At 70.3% G+C, this 14,515-nt stretch carries 11 protein-coding genes; 9 read left to right on the forward strand and 2 right to left on the reverse strand.

What is annotated here, in order from left to right:
• Positions 1-400: 400 nt before the first annotated feature.
• The 3 genes from nrdR (at position 401) to ACFYX4_RS35620 (ending at position 5,402) form a co-directional block, all read left to right on the forward strand.
• Positions 401-967 carry a transcriptional regulator NrdR gene (gene nrdR, locus ACFYX4_RS35610; RefSeq protein WP_389342575.1) on the forward strand — a complete coding sequence of 189 codons (567 nt, stop codon included), beginning with the start codon at positions 401-403 and terminating at the stop codon, positions 965-967.
• A gap of 159 nt (positions 968-1,126) precedes the next feature.
• A complete protein-coding gene (locus tag ACFYX4_RS35615; RefSeq protein WP_389342579.1) occupies positions 1,127-4,030 on the forward strand; it encodes a vitamin B12-dependent ribonucleotide reductase in 2,904 nt (967 codons plus the stop codon).
• A 394-nt stretch (positions 4,031-4,424) separates the two neighbouring features.
• A complete protein-coding gene (locus ACFYX4_RS35620; RefSeq protein ID WP_389342582.1) occupies positions 4,425-5,402 on the forward strand; it encodes a hypothetical protein in 978 nt (325 codons plus the stop codon).
• A gap of 61 nt (positions 5,403-5,463) precedes the next feature.
• Here ACFYX4_RS35620 and ACFYX4_RS35625 read toward each other — a convergent pair whose 3' ends face one another.
• On the reverse strand, positions 5,464-5,997 hold the full coding sequence (locus ACFYX4_RS35625) for a TerD family protein (RefSeq protein ID WP_389342585.1): 534 nt from the start codon (positions 5,995-5,997) through the stop codon (positions 5,464-5,466).
• Positions 5,998-6,151: 154 nt separating this feature from the next.
• Between ACFYX4_RS35625 and ACFYX4_RS35630 the strand changes: the two genes are divergently transcribed.
• The 5 genes from ACFYX4_RS35630 (at position 6,152) to ACFYX4_RS35650 (ending at position 10,446) form a co-directional block, all read left to right on the forward strand.
• Positions 6,152-6,757, forward strand: coding sequence for a YdbC family protein (locus ACFYX4_RS35630; RefSeq protein WP_389342588.1), 606 nt, complete (start codon positions 6,152-6,154; stop codon positions 6,755-6,757).
• A 138-nt stretch (positions 6,758-6,895) separates the two neighbouring features.
• Entirely contained in the window at positions 6,896-7,555 is a 660-nt protein-coding gene (locus ACFYX4_RS35635) for a histidine phosphatase family protein (RefSeq protein WP_389342591.1), read from the forward strand.
• Between the two features lie 12 nt (positions 7,556-7,567).
• The gene (locus ACFYX4_RS35640) at positions 7,568-8,485 is read left to right on the forward strand and encodes an ADP-ribosylglycohydrolase family protein (protein ID WP_389342594.1); all 918 of its coding nucleotides are present in this window, start codon (positions 7,568-7,570) and stop codon (positions 8,483-8,485) included.
• Positions 8,486-9,037: 552 nt separating this feature from the next.
• Positions 9,038-9,739, forward strand: a complete 702-nt coding sequence (locus ACFYX4_RS35645) for a ribonuclease HII (RefSeq protein WP_389342602.1) — start codon at positions 9,038-9,040, stop codon at positions 9,737-9,739.
• A 68-nt stretch (positions 9,740-9,807) separates the two neighbouring features.
• Positions 9,808-10,446 carry a hypothetical protein gene (locus tag ACFYX4_RS35650; protein WP_389342605.1) on the forward strand — a complete coding sequence of 213 codons (639 nt, stop codon included), beginning with the start codon at positions 9,808-9,810 and terminating at the stop codon, positions 10,444-10,446.
• 869 nt (positions 10,447-11,315) lie between these two features.
• Here ACFYX4_RS35650 and ACFYX4_RS35655 read toward each other — a convergent pair.
• Positions 11,316-11,936 (reverse strand): hypothetical protein, encoded by a 621-nt coding sequence (locus tag ACFYX4_RS35655; protein ID WP_389342608.1) that lies wholly within the window; start codon positions 11,934-11,936, stop codon positions 11,316-11,318.
• Between the two features lie 409 nt (positions 11,937-12,345).
• Between ACFYX4_RS35655 and ACFYX4_RS35660 the strand changes: the two genes are divergently transcribed.
• Entirely contained in the window at positions 12,346-14,505 is a 2,160-nt protein-coding gene (locus tag ACFYX4_RS35660; RefSeq protein WP_389342611.1) for a RecQ family ATP-dependent DNA helicase, read from the forward strand.
• Positions 14,506-14,515: the final 10 nt, after the last annotated feature.

A 14,515-nucleotide genomic window follows, 5' to 3' on the forward strand; every position in this document is an offset into this window, starting at 1 on the left:
GACCTTGTGAGTGCCGCCCCAGTCTGCCATCCGTCCTCCCGCGGGCCGGGGGCCAGGCCCGGCTCTGTGCGAGAGTCCCACCTCTTCCCCTTGTGGCGCTCACGGTATCCCCGCAGGAGCGGCGGCGATACGGGTGCGCACGCGCGTGTGCGCGCGAGTTCCCGGATGCTGCGCGTGACGGTGGAAACGCGTGCGGTGAAGCGGTGTGTCTGCGACACGCGCTACAGCCTGGATGTATGGGCCAAGCCCCACATCTAGTGGTTGGATTGAATCAGCAGCCCAGAAGTTGTGGTCCCCCGTGTCTTCGGATGGTCGTGGATCGCCTATGCTGGGGGCTGCTTCGCGGGGCTCATGAGGTCCGGCGAGGCTATTGAGTCTGCTGTGAGGAGGGTTGGAGTTCATGCACTGCCCCTTCTGCAGGCACCCCGACAGCCGCGTCGTCGACAGCCGTACGACCGACGACGGCACGTCGATCCGCAGGCGCCGCCAGTGCCCTGACTGCTCCCGTCGTTTCACGACCGTGGAGACGTGCTCGCTCATGGTGGTCAAGCGGTCCGGAGTCACCGAGCCCTTCAGCCGTACCAAGGTCATCAACGGTGTGCGCAAGGCATGCCAGGGACGGCCTGTCACCGAGGACGCGCTCGCCCAGCTCGGCCAGCGGGTCGAGGAGGCGGTGCGGGCCACCGGAAGCGCCGAGCTGACCACCCACGACGTGGGCCTGGCCATACTCGGTCCGTTGCAGGAGCTCGACCTCGTCGCCTATCTGCGGTTCGCCTCCGTCTACCGGGCCTTCGACTCGCTCGAGGACTTCGAGGCGGCGATCGCGGAACTCAGGGAGACGGGACGCCCCACCGCGGACGACGACGACCGCGAGGACGACAAGGGCGCTGTCACGGGGAGCCGGGAAGACGACGCAGGGCCCGGAGGGACCGCACAGGTCCCCGAGCCCGCGCACGCCGCCGACTGACCGACGGGCCGGACCGGGCGGAGACCCCGGGCCCGGCCGGGCGGCGGCGGACGAGGATTTGTTGCGGGCGGCATGAGGGCGTCCGCAACCCAGACACAACACCGTGCCACGGGAACATCGTGGCATTTCAGGGCGTTTTTGCCTGTACAGGGAGGCGGCATGACAGAGACGGCGAGCGGTCCGGCACGAGGTTCCCGAGCGAAGGGCGCCAAGGCCACCAAGGGGCTGCGTATCGAGCGCATCCACACCACCCCCGGCGTGCACCCGTACGACGAGGTCGAGTGGGAGCGCCGTGACGTCGTCATGACCAACTGGCGCGACGGCTCGATCAACTTCGAGCAGCGTGGCGTCGAGTTCCCCGGCTTCTGGTCGGTGAACGCGGTCAACATCGTCACCAGCAAGTACTTCCGGGGCGCCGTCGGCACGTCCCAGCGCGAGGTCAGCCTCAAGCAGCTGATCGACCGCATCGTGAAGACGTACCGGCAGGCCGGCGAGGACTACAAGTACTTCGCCTCGCCCGCCGACGCCGAGATCTTCGAACACGAGCTGGCCTACGCCCTCCTGCACCAGATCTTCAGTTTCAACAGCCCCGTCTGGTTCAACGTCGGCACCCCGCAGCCCCAGCAGGTCTCCGCCTGCTTCATCCTGGCCGTCGACGACTCCATGGAGTCGATCCTCGACTGGTACAAGGAAGAGGGCATGATCTTCAAGGGCGGCTCCGGCGCCGGCCTGAACCTCTCCCGCATCCGTTCCTCCAAGGAACTGCTCTCCTCCGGCGGCAACGCCTCCGGCCCGGTCTCCTTCATGCGCGGCGCGGACGCCTCCGCCGGCACCATCAAGTCGGGCGGCGCCACCCGTCGCGCGGCCAAGATGGTCGTCCTGGACGTGGACCACCCGGACGTCGAGGACTTCATCGCCACCAAGGTGAAGGAGGAGGAGAAGATCCGCGCCCTGCGTGACGCGGGCTTCGACATGGACCTGGGCGGCGACGACATCACGTCCGTCCAGTACCAGAACGCGAACAACTCGGTCCGCGTGAACGACGAGTTCATGCAGGCCGTGGAGAACGGCACCGAGTTCGGCCTCCGCGCCCGTATGACGGGCGAGATCATCGAGAAGGTCGACGCCAAGGCGCTGTTCCGCAAGCTCGCCGAGGCCGCGTGGGCCTGCGCCGACCCGGGTATCCAGTACGACGGTGTGATCAACAACTGGCACACCTGCCCGGAGTCCGGCCGCATCACCGCGTCGAACCCGTGCAGCGAATACATGCACCTGGACAACACGTCCTGCAACCTCGCCTCGCTGAACCTGATGAAGTTCCTGAAGGACGACGGCAAGGGCAACCAGTCCTTCGAGGCCGAGCGCTTCCAGAAGGTCGTCGAGCTCGTCATCACCGCGATGGACATCTCCATCTGCTTCGCCGACTTCCCCACCCAGAAGATCGGCGAGAACACGCGCGCGTTCCGCCAGCTCGGCATCGGCTACGCCAACCTCGGCGCCCTGCTGATGGCCACCGGTCACGCCTACGACTCCGACGGCGGCCGCGCCCTGGCCGGCGCCATCACCTCCCTGATGACGGGCACGGCCTACCGCCGCTCCGCCGAACTGGCCTCGGTCGTCGGCCCGTACGACGGCTACGCCCGCAACGCCGGCGCCCACAACCGCGTCATGAAGCAGCACGCGGACGCCAACGGCGTGGCCGTCCGCAAGGACGACCTCGACACCCCGGTGTGGGCCGCCGCCACCGAGGCGTGGCAGGACGTGCTGCGCCTCGGCGAGAAGAACGGCTTCCGCAACTCCCAGGCGTCCGTGCTCGCCCCGACCGGCACCATCGGCCTGGCGATGTCCTGCGACACCACCGGTGTCGAGCCCGACCTCGCCCTGGTCAAGTTCAAGAAGCTGGTCGGCGGCGGCTCGATGCAGATCGTCAACGGCACCGTCCCGCAGGCCCTGCGCCGCCTGGGCTACCAGGAGGAGCAGATCGAGGCGATCGTCGCCCACATCGCCGACCACGGCAATGTGATCGACGCCCCCGGTCTCAAGCCCGAGCACTACGAGGTGTTCGACTGCGCCATGGGCGAGCGCGCCATCTCCCCGATGGGCCACGTGCGCATGATGGCCGCGATCCAGCCGTGGATCTCCGGTGCCATCTCCAAGACGGTCAACATGCCGGAGTCGGCGACCGTCGAGGAGGTCGAGGAGATCTACTTCGAGGCCTGGAAGCTCGGCGTCAAGGCGCTCGCGATCTACCGCGACAACTGCAAGGTCGGCCAGCCCCTCTCCGCGAAGACGAAGGACACCAAGGAGCAGGAGAAGGCCGAGATCACGGAGAAGGCCGAGGACACGATCCGCACGGCGGTCGAAAAGGTCGTCGAGTACCGCCCGGTCCGCAAGCGCCTCCCCAAGGGCCGTCCCGGCATCACCACGTCCTTCACGGTCGGCGGCGCCGAGGGTTACATGACCGCCAACTCCTACCCGGACGACGGTCTCGGCGAGGTCTTCCTGAAGATGTCCAAGCAGGGCTCCACCCTCGCGGGCATGATGGACGCCTTCTCCATCGCGGTCTCCGTCGGCCTCCAGTACGGCGTGCCGCTGGAGACGTACGTCTCGAAGTTCACCAACATGCGCTTCGAGCCGGCCGGTATGACGGACGACCCGGACGTGCGGATGGCCCAGTCGATCGTCGACTACATCTTCCGCCGCCTGGCGCTCGACTTCCTGCCCTTCGAGACCCGCTCCGCGCTCGGCATCCACTCCGCCGAGGAGCGCCAGCGTCACCTGGAGACCGGTTCGTACGAGGCGTCCGAGGAGGACGTCGACGTCGAGGGCCTGGCCCAGTCGGCCCCGCGCCAGACGGAGCTGAAGGCCGTCGGCACGCCCAAGGCGGAGAGCGAGGCCGCCAAGCCCGCCCCGACGCAGGCCCACACCAGCGCCGAGCTGGTGGAAATGCAGCTGGGCATCCAGGCCGACGCCCCGCTGTGCTTCTCCTGCGGCACGAAGATGCAGCGCGCCGGCTCCTGCTACATCTGCGAGGGCTGCGGCTCAACCAGCGGTTGCAGCTGACACCGAGCGCCCTGAGGGCGTGAAGTAGCTGGTCAGGGCGGTGGAGCCGGTCTCGTGGTTCCACCGCCTTGACGCGTGGGACGCCTTGCCGTTGCGTCTGATGCAACGCTCCGCCGCGGCGAGCTTGTCGCGGCGATTGGTGTCGTGGCATGCTCCCGACCATGATCAAGAGAATCGAGTCCTCCGTCCGCCGATGAGCGAGACGACCGGGACAGGACTGCCCGGGTCACCGACATCGCTGTTCGATCACGCACTCCGGCTACATCGGTTGGCTCCAGGGGATCCGCTTCCGCGCGACGGAGAACCCTATCCCGACGACGAGTCGCACTGTCGCCGGCGAGGTCCGAAGGCACCTGAGGACCGGCACTCGGCCGGCAAGGACGTTGCCCTCCTCTTGGACACGCATTTCGCCAGGGCTTCTGCTCTGCCCAGCGAATTGGCCGATGCCTTCCATGACGTCTACGTCCCGATTCACCAGAACGGGCACATCGCTGCCGCGGCTGAGCGGGCGGGCAGAGAACGCGTTCGCCGAACAGGCCGCTGGTTGGTCCGATACGGGACCGATCGATGCTCAGTCACCGTTGGACTTGCCCTGCTCGCTGCCGTGGGTACAGTCGACGACATTCCGCTGATTCAAACGATCGGGCTGCTTTCCAACCGCTTCGGGCCCCTGGCGGCGCACGCATTCGAGCGGCAGACAGGGGGAGTCGAGGCCCTGCTCTGGCTGGCCGAGCGCGTCACCGGCTGGGGACGTGTCTATGTCGTTGAAGCTCTCTGCAGACTCGACGACCCGACTGCCCGACCTTGGCTGCTTCGCAGAGCCTGTGACGGCGACTTCCTGAATGGATACTTCGCCGGCAACGTCGCTACAGTCGCCAAACTCCATGAGGCACTGGCAGACCTCGACACTGACAGCGAGATGGTTGACCACGTCGGTCGCCTACTCCATCTGATGAGTGGCTGCGGGGGGATGGGGCTCACCCTCGCTCACTACCCCCATTCGGGAGCGGTCCTGGAAGCTCACGCTCGCCATGTGGGGCTGCTCACCCCGACGATCGAGCGCTATTTCACGATCGCGCTGCTCGCCCAGCACCTGACCACAGAGCCGCCCGAGGCTGCGGGATGCACTGCGGCGCAGCAGGAGGCGCTCCGGGAGAAGTACCTCGAAGTCCTCGACCAAGACGAATGGACGCAGGTCGCACGCGCCGGGGTCGTCGAGGATGACAACCGGATGCGGTGGCTCGCCGACCACCGGGCGCCACAGTTGTGGCTGCGTGCGTTCCCTGATCGAGAGCCAGATGCCGAGGAACAGCGCACGCCAGGAACAAGTGGTCTGCGCCAGTACACCGAGCGCTCGGAGGGCGTGAAGTAGCTGGGCAGGGCGGTGGAGCTGGGTTGCGGCTCTGCCGCCCTTGTGGTTGGGGTGGTGTTGGTCAGGTGTGGCGTAGGCGGCCCATGATTCTGCTGAAGGTGGCCGGGTCGTCCTCGAAGCCCTGGACGCCGGGGCGGAACGTCCAGCCGACGGACGGTACGCGGACGAACTCCGCCACGGTCGCGGCCGTGGAGCCGAGGACGCCGCCGAAGTCGTCCGTCGCGAGGTCCGTGTAGCCCTCGCGGATGCGCATGGCGGGGTTGGCCACGCTCACGAAGGTCCGGTGGTCGGAGCGCTGCTGTATGACGACGCCGACCACCACGCGCGCGTACCGCGCGTCCAGCCGGTCCAGCTCCAGCGTCATGACCTCGTCCCAGCCGAAGCCCTTGCCGTCCTTGCTGTCACGGTTGAGGTAGATGGTGCCGTCGGGGGAGCGGCTGTCGAAGTGCACGACATAGGCGGGCTCCGCCTGCGGGTCGTCCGTCAGGTAGGTCGCGGCGACGATGTCCAGGTCGGTGGGCGGTTGCCCCGCCGGACTCGGGTCCCACTTCACCGCTGTCTCGACCTTGCCGATCGCCTTGTTGAGGCCGTTCACCGGACCGTCCCTCCCCGTCGCGGTCTGCTGTCACCCTGAACTGCCGGATCATCAGGGCAGGTTGCCCATCCTGCCACGCGCGCGTGACCGCCCGCACGGCCGCATCGTGTACGAACGTGACCGACGCCACGTCCGGTGGCCTTACCATGGCGCGGTGCTGGTCAAGTGGATTCGCTGCACCGTGGTGGACCGCCGCGGTTTCGAACGGGGGCAGCGGAAGTGGGCGGGGCTTCCGGGGGAGCCGGGGTTTCGGGGACAGGGCGGGGGCTGGAGCAGAGGACGGCCCTCGGTCGCGCATGTCTTCGCCTTCTGGGAGAGCCGTGCGTTCTACGACTCCTTCATGGCCCGCTCCCACGACCGGCTCGCGGCGGCCCAGGCGGGCACCTACAAGGACGCCCAGGTGCGGCTCTTCGACTACCGCTTCGACGTGAAGACGGGCTTCGAGCCCCGCTTCACCGACTCCGACCTGCTCCGGGTCGCTCTGTGCCGGGTCCACGAGGAGCGGGCCGAGCACTTCACGCTGATGCAGGAGAAGGTCTGGAACCCCGCCATGGCCGGTTCACCCGGCATGATCCGCGGGCTGTTCGCCGAGGCGCCGGGCCACGAGTTCCTGGTGCTGTCGATGTGGCGCTCGGAGGCCGAACACGGCAAGTACCGGACCGAACGCGTCGAGCGACTCGCGCTGCGCGCCCAGACGGAGGCGGACATCTCCTCCCTGACCGGTGACATCGTGCAGCTCGAACCGGCCTGGACGGTCTGATCGTCGGCCTGTCGTTCGGGCTTGCACGGGCGCGCACGGGCGTCCGCCCGTGTCACCCGGTGCAGACTTTGTGTGACCTACGCTGTATGAAGGGCTTACGAGTGCTCGATCAGCCGCCATCCGATCTAGGGTTTTGGCATGGCACGACCACGGCGCATCGTCCTTGTCCGGCACGGGGAGTCAACGGGCAATGTTGATGACACCGTTTACGAGCGTGAACCCGACCACGCTCTGGCTCTGACCGAGCGGGGCCGGCTACAGGCGGAGGAGACGGGCAAGACACTGCGGGAGCTGTTCGACCGCGAGCAGGTCAGCGTGTACGTGTCGCCCTACAGACGCACGCACGAGACCCTCAAGGCCTTCCACCTCGACCCGGAGCTCATACGGGTGCGCGAGGAACCCCGGCTGCGGGAGCAGGACTGGGGCAACTGGCAGGACCGCGACGACGTCCGCCTCCAGAAGACCTACCGCGACGCCTACGGGCACTTCTTCTACCGGTTCGCGCAGGGGGAGAGCGGAGCCGACGTGTACGACCGCGTCGGCGGGTTCCTGGAGAGCCTGTTCCGCAGCTTCGAGGACCCCGACCACCCGCCGAACGTGCTGATCGTGACCCACGGTCTCGCCATGCGACTGTTCTGCATGCGCTGGTTCCACTGGACGGTCGCCGAATTCGAGTCGCTGTCGAACCCGGGGAACGCCGAGACGCGGATGCTCGTTCTCGGTGACGACGGCAAGTACTCCATCAACCGGCCGTTCGACCGCTGGCGAGACCCGGAATCGTACGGGATCTCCGGATAGAGTGGCAGGGCGATGACCGCTGACTCCTCTTACGACGGGCGCATGGGCCGCGCCCTGGCCGCCCTGCGCGGACTCGCGGTGGGGGACGCGCTCGGCTCGCAGTTCTTCGTGCCGGTGAACTACCCGCTGCTGAAGCGCCGTGAGCTGCCGCCCGGCCCCTGGCAGTGGACGGACGACACGGAGATGGCCTGTTCCGTGGTCGCCGTTCTGGCCGCCCACCACCGCATCGACCAGGATGCCCTGGCCCGCTCCTTCGCCGAGCACCACGACTTCGACCGCGGCTACGGCCCCGCCGTCAACCGACTCCTCAGGCTGGTCCGGGAGGGCGGCGACTGGCGCGAGCTGTCCGCCGCCCTGTTCAACGGACAGGGCTCCTGGGGGAACGGGGCCGCCATGCGGATCGCCCCGCTCGGTGCCTGGTACGCCGACGACCCCGAACAGGCGACCCACCAGGCGGAGATCTCCGCCTACCCCACGCATCAGCACCGGGAGGCCGTGGTCGGGGCCATGGCCGTCGCCGCGGCCGCCGCCCTGGCCGGATCGCCGGGCGGCCCGCCCGGCCCCGAGGCGCTTCTCGACGGCGTCATCGCCCTCGTCCCGAAGAGCGCCGTCGGCGCCGGTCTGCGGCGGGCCCGCGACATGCTCGACTACGCCGACGCGGCCACCGTCGCGGCCGTCCTGGGCTGCGGGCGGCGCACGACGGCGCACGACACCGTCCCGTTCGCGCTGTGGTCCGCCGCTCGCGCCCTCGGTGACTACGAGGAGGCGTTCTGGACGACCGCGCAGGTGGGCGGGGACGTGGACACGACCTGCGCCATCGTGGGCGGTGTGATCGCCTCCGGCAAGGCCGGGACGCCTCCCGGGGCCTGGGTGGAGCAGGTCGAGGCACTGCCCGGGTGGATGCCTCGGGACGGCGATCGCGGGATGTGATCGCGAGGTGCGGTCGGGATCGAAAAATTTGGAACTCTCCGTGTTCGTCGGGAACTCTGCGTGACCGGCCGGGCGTTCTTCCTGTATCCGCGGTGTGCGATGGGTGTACACGGGACGCGGACGTCCGAGGAGTGTGGAGCGGTGCGGGAAGGTGTCGGGGGTGGTCATGCGATTCACGCAGGTCGTGTGGTTCATGTGGTGTGTGGCGTTGATGCTGTCGCTCGAGGTGGCCAGGGGGCGCGGGCAGTTGAGGTCTGCGGGCGAACTCGGCCCGCCGTTCCGCCTGTCCCTCGGCAAGAAGCCTTGGCGGCTGCTTCTCCGGCGAGTCCTCGGTGGGCGGTCGGGAGGCGGTCGTCGGGGTGGCCGGCCTCGGGCAACTCCCTACCGGCCGGACGTCGTTGAGCTGGGCGAATGCGCAGTGACGCGGGTGCTGGACGGCCCTGGACCGTGGGGTGATCGGGGACCTCGCGCGGGCTCCCGGACGCTCGCCGTGCGCGCTTCGGGAAACCGGGGTGTCGCGAGGGGATCCAGGCGGCGTACCCTAAGTGCGCCATGCCGTACGAACCACCTACTCACACCGTCGAGCGCTCCCTTCGCGCCACGACCGGAGCGAAGGTCATTGCCGGTGTCGACGAGGTGGGTCGCGGCGCCTGGGCCGGACCCGTCACCGTCTGCGCGGCGGTCACCGGACTGCGCCGGCCGCCCGTCGGCCTCACCGACTCCAAGCTTCTCTCCGTCAAGCGACGCGACCAGATGGCCGAGGCGCTGGAGAAGTGGGTCACGTCCTATGCCCTCGGTCATGCCTCCCCGGAGGAGATCGACGGCCTCGGGATGACGGCCGCGCTGCGGCTCGCCGCGGTGCGCGCTCTGGACGCCCTACCGATACGTCCCGACGCGGTGATCCTTGACGGGAAGCACGACTACCTCGGCGTCCCGTGGAAGGTCCGCACGGTCATCAAGGGCGACCGGTCGTGCGTCGCGGTCGCGGCGGCCTCGGTGATCGCCAAGGTTCGGCGCGACAAAATGATGGCCGAACTGGGTGCCGAGCATGCAGACTTCGGTTTTGCGGACAACGCCGGGTATCCGTCGCCCGTGCACAAGGCCGCACTGGAGGAACGGGGACCCACCCCGTACCACCGGATGTCGTGGGCGTATCTTGATGCGCTGCCCCAGTGGCGGCACCTCAAGAAGACCCGCAGCTGGGCGGACGGAAGCGTTCCGGAGATCGAGGGTCAGCTCGGCTTCGACTTCTGACGATTCCGCTCGCACTGATGTGCCACCCGCTGGCGCGAGCCGCACCAACGTTTGATAGATAACAGCCCATGCCTCTCATTCCCGAGGAGCCTCAGATTCACGAGAGTGCCCAGGGTCCCCGCGCCACTCCGGCCAGCGGCCGCACCGCGCCGACCCCTCGTCCCGTACCCGGTCCCCGTCCCGCGGCTCCGTCGCGTCCGGGTCGTCCTGGTCCCGTCCGGCCCACGCCGCCCGTGCAGCGCACGCAGCGAGACGTGGCCGCCAAGCCCGGGCCCTCGGCCCCGGCCGTCCCCGCCGCCCCGGCATCCGCCTCGGCCGCTCCTCAGATCCAGTTGATCCCGGCTTCCGCCGAGGGCGCTCTGGACGCCGCCGAGGAAGCTGTGGACCTGCTCCTGGACTCGGGGCGCGCCCCGGGTGAGGTGCTGGTGATCACCACTGGTGAGCAGCACCCCTGGGCGGCCCACGAGCTCAGCTTCGGCGAGGCGGCCTACTGGGCGCAGCACGACGCGGGAGACGACGTCTTCTACGCCGACGCCGCCGCCCTGGAGCGTGCCGCCGTGCGGCCCGTGGTCGTGGTCGCCGTCAACGGCGGTTCCGACGCCGGCGCCGCGACCGCCCTGCCCCTGGCCCGCCTGCGGGCCGGCACGCTGCTGATCGTCTGCGGTGACCCGCAGCGGATCAACGCCGCGCTGGGCGCGGGCGTCTAGCCCGGCCGGTTCCGGTCACCCCGGGGAACACCGGGGTGCGGGAGGCGTCGCGGTCGCGGCCGCCCCCAAGGCGCGCTTCGGCGCGCCCGGATGACGGGGGATCACGGCGCGCGGTTGCGGGATCCCGGGGGTGGGTCTTCGGTACCCCGTGGGCCGGCGCTGTCGCCGTCGTCGCCTCCGCCGTCGTCGCCTCCGATGATCGGGGGGCGTGGCGGGCGTGGCGGGCGCGGACACCGTCCCGGTGTGCCTCCCGGTACTCCGTCTCGGTGACGTGGCTTGGCATGCCGGTGCTCGACCGTGCCGGTGCTTGCTCGCGCCGGTTCCGGTGCCCCGCCAGTGCCTACTGATGCCGGTTCCGGTGCCCTCGCCAGTGCCTGCTGATGCTGGTGCCGGTGCCCCTGACGGGTGCCTACTGGTACCGGTGCCCGGGCTGGTGCTGTGGTCCCGTTTCCGGGGCGGCACGGGCCGGTCGGGTAGGTGCGTGCGGCCGGCGGGGGCCGGCCGTGGAGCCTCGCCGTGGCTCAACTCGCCATGGCTGAACTCCTCGGCACTCCTCGGCCCGGCGGAGAGCCGCCGCTTCGGGCCTGCGGCGCGTCAGATGTCGCTGTCGCGCGGCCCGATGCGTGCCCGGCGAGGGCAGTCGCTTCACCCGACGCGCGCTTGGCGAGGGCGTCGCTCACCCGATGCGCGCTCGGCGAGGCGTCGCTGCAACCGATGCGCGCTTGACGAGAGCAGCCGCTTCAACCGATGTGCGCTTGGCGAGAGCAGCCGTTTCAACCGATGCGTGCCCGGCGAGGGCAGCCGTTTCAACCGGTAGGAAGTCGACGCGGCTGCTGGTGGTCGGGGTCGCGTCGTGCTGGGCCGGCCGGTCAGCGGGCGGCGGCTCGGCGTAGGACCTCTGAGGCGACGCCGCCCGTGCGGGGGAGCGGGGGCGGAGCCTCGGACAGTGCGAATGGTTCCGGAGACGAGTCCGAGTTGGGGCGGCGGCCGCCGCGGCCCTCACCGAGCACCTGCCAGCCGTCCCGGGTCAGCGTGATGTACGACCCGCAGCGCAGCCCGTGCAGCGTGCAGGCGTCACGCAGGCCCCACATCCACGCGCCGTCCTCCTCCGTCCAGCGGGCGTCGCCCTCACGGCAGTACAGCAGTACGGCGGTGCGGACCGGTGTGCGGCGGCGCAGGTCGTGCGGGATGACCCGGCGCAGTTGGGCGAGCAGCGTGTTGCGGAACATCCAGCCGTCGGCCGGCGCCTGGCGGCGTATGAACGAGGCGCTGGCGAGCAGCCGTTCGTCCGGATCGAGGACGGCCACGACCGCGGTGGCCGGCCGGGGCCGGTGGCGCGCGTGCAGGCCGCTGACGACTTCCCGCGGATTGCGCAGCAGCGGAATCCCCGCCGCGGCCCACTCGGCAGGCTCGAGCAAGCGGTTGGCGGAAGCGGCGGACGAGGACGTCGACAAGGATGCCGCCGAGGACGGAGCGAATCCGAAGGTCACGAGCCTCCCTTCGGCTACGGCCCACACAGGGGGCGGGTCGGATTCGGGGGGGAGCGCACACCGCAGCAGGGCCCTGCCGGACCACGGACGAGCCGTGCGGGGAGCGGAACTCAATTCTTCCTGTCGAACTTGGATGCGGCAACGAGCAATTGGGGCCACCGACCGATATATGGCGGTGCGCGTCTTATATCCCTACCCCAGGAGGAGCGCCGTGACGCGTGTGCCCGCCGTACACGGCCCGTTAACCCCCTGTGGGGGCCATGTTTCCCCGGCGGCGCGGTCGGGGAACCGCTCGGGCGGTCGGCGGGAGCGCTCGGCCGGTTGCACACAGTAGTCGCATCCGTCGCCGTTCGGGGAGTGGCGCCGGTCGAAGTGGCCGATTGTCCGTGCCGTCGGGTTGCATGGGGGCATGGACGTTACGGAGCTGCGCGCTGAAGCCGATGCCATCCTCGCCGAGCTCGTCGGCGCCGCCGCGGGGGTGGCGCGGCTGCGGGAGGACCAGTGGCAGGCGGTGGCGGCTCTGGTGCGGGAACGCCGGCGCGCCCTGGTGGTGCAGCGCACCGGCTGGGGCAAGTCCGCGGTGTACTTCGTGGCCACCGCCCTGCTGCGGCGGCGCGGCTCCGGGCCCACCGTGATCGTCTCCCCGCTGCTGGCGCTGATGCGCAACCAGGTCGAGGCGGCGGCGCGGGCCGGTATCCGGGCGCGCACCATCAACTCGGCCAACCCGGAGGAGTGGGACGCCATTCACGAGGAGGTCGAGCGGGGGGAGACCGACGTCCTCCTGGTGAGTCCGGAGCGTCTCAACTCCGTCGACTTCCGTGACCACATGCTGCCCAAGCTCGCGGCCACGACCGGTCTGCTGGTGGTCGACGAGGCGCACTGCATCTCCGACTGGGGGCACGACTTCCGGCCGGACTACCGTCGGCTGCGGGCGATGCTGGCCGAGCTGGCCCCCGGCGTGCCGGTGCTGGCGACGACCGCGACGGCCAACGCGCGGGTCACCGCCGACGTCGCCGAGCAGTTGGGCACCGGGGCCGGTGAGGCGCTGGTGCTGCGCGGTCCGCTGGAGCGCGAGAGCCTGCGGCTGGGCGTGGTCCGGCTGCCGGACGCGGCGCACCGGCTGGCCTGGCTCGCCGAGCACCTGGAGGAGCTGCCGGGCTCCGGGATCGTCTACGCGCTGACGGTGGCGGCGGCCGAGGAGGCCACCGCCTTCCTGCGGCAGCGCGGCTTCCCGGTGGCTTCGTACACCGGGCGCACGGAGAACGCCGACCGGCTTCAGGCCGAGACGGATCTCCAGGAGAACCGGGTCAAGGCGCTGATCGCGACCTCGGCGCTCGGGATGGGCTTCGACAAGCCGGACCTGGGGTTCGTGGTGCACCTCGGCTCGCCGTCCTCGCCGATCGCCTACTACCAGCAGGTGGGCCGTGCGGGGCGCGGGGTGGCCCACGCGGACGTGCTGCTGCTGCCGGGCAAGGAGGACGAGGCGATCTGGCGCTACTTCGCCGACACCGCGTTCCCGCCCGAGACGCAGGTCCGCCAAACCCTCGCGGCCCTCGCCGACGCGGGCCGGCCGCTGTCCGTGCCGGCGCTGGAGGCGCTGGTCGATCTGCGGCGCACCCGGCTGGAGACCATGCTCAAGGTCCTCGACGTGGACGGGGCGGTCAAGCGGGTGAAGGGCGGCTGGATCTCCACCGGCGAGCAGTGGGTCTACGACTCCCAGCGGTACGCGTGGGTCGCCGAGCAGCGGGCGGCCGAGCAGCAGGCCATGCGGGACTACGTGGGCACGGCCGGGTGCCGGATGGAGTTCCTGCGCCGGCAGCTGGACGACGAGGGGGCCGCGCCGTGCGGGCGGTGCGACAACTGCGCGGGCGCCTGGGCCGACTCCGAAGTCTCCGCGGAGGCGCTGACCGGGGCGGCGAAGGAACTGGACCGCCCGGGGGTGGAGGTCGAGCCGCGCCGGATGTGGCCCACGGGGATGCCCGCCCTGGGCGTCGACCTCAAGGGGCGTATCCCGGCGGCCGAGCAGTGTTCCACCGGGCGGGCCCTGGGGCGGCTCTCGGACATCGGCTGGGGCAACCGGCTGCGGCCGCTGCTGGCGGAGAACGCGCCGGACGGGCCGGTCCCCGACGACGTCCTGCGGGCCGCAGTGGCGGTCCTCGCGGACTGGGCGCGCTCTCCGGGAGGGTGGGCGCCGCAGGTTCCGGACGCGATCGACCGGCCGGTGGGAGTGGTGGCCGTGCCGTCGCTGGCCCGTCCGCAGCTCGTCGGCTCTCTCGCCGAGGGCATCGCGACCATCGGCCGACTGCCCTTCCTGGGGGCCCTGACGTACGCGGGACCGGACGGCGCGCACGCCGCGCGCCGCAGCAACTCCGCGCAGCGCCTCAGGGCGCTGTCCGACGCCTTCACGGTCTCCGAGGAACTGTCCCGGGCGCTGACGCTCTCCCCGGGGCCCGTCCTGCTCGTCGACGACCGCACCGACTCCGGCTGGACCCTCGCCGTCGCCGCGCGGGTGCTGCGCAGGGCGGGCAGCGGGCCGGTGCTGCCGCTGGTCCTGGCGGCGGCGGGCTGAGCGACCGCGG

Source organism: Streptomyces sp. NPDC002328, from assembly GCF_042890065.1.
In the GTDB taxonomy this organism is placed as follows: Bacteria; Actinomycetota; Actinomycetes; order Streptomycetales; family Streptomycetaceae; genus Streptomyces.

Bases quoted from the DNA above. Each gene is read 5' to 3' on its own strand.
- nrdR (WP_389342575.1), top strand. From the start codon at position 401: ATGCACTGCCCCTTCTGCAGGCACCCCGACAGCCGCGTCGTCGACAGC.
- ACFYX4_RS35615 (WP_389342579.1), top strand. From the start codon at position 1,127: ATGACAGAGACGGCGAGCGGTCCGGCACGAGGTTCCCGAGCGAAGGGC.
- ACFYX4_RS35635 (WP_389342591.1), top strand. From the start codon at position 6,896: ATGGCACGACCACGGCGCATCGTCCTTGTCCGGCACGGGGAGTCAACG.
- ACFYX4_RS35640 (WP_389342594.1), top strand. From the start codon at position 7,568: ATGACCGCTGACTCCTCTTACGACGGGCGCATGGGCCGCGCCCTGGCC.
- ACFYX4_RS35645 (WP_389342602.1), top strand. From the start codon at position 9,038: ATGCCGTACGAACCACCTACTCACACCGTCGAGCGCTCCCTTCGCGCC.
- ACFYX4_RS35650 (WP_389342605.1), top strand. From the start codon at position 9,808: ATGCCTCTCATTCCCGAGGAGCCTCAGATTCACGAGAGTGCCCAGGGT.
- ACFYX4_RS35660 (WP_389342611.1), top strand. From the start codon at position 12,346: ATGGACGTTACGGAGCTGCGCGCTGAAGCCGATGCCATCCTCGCCGAG.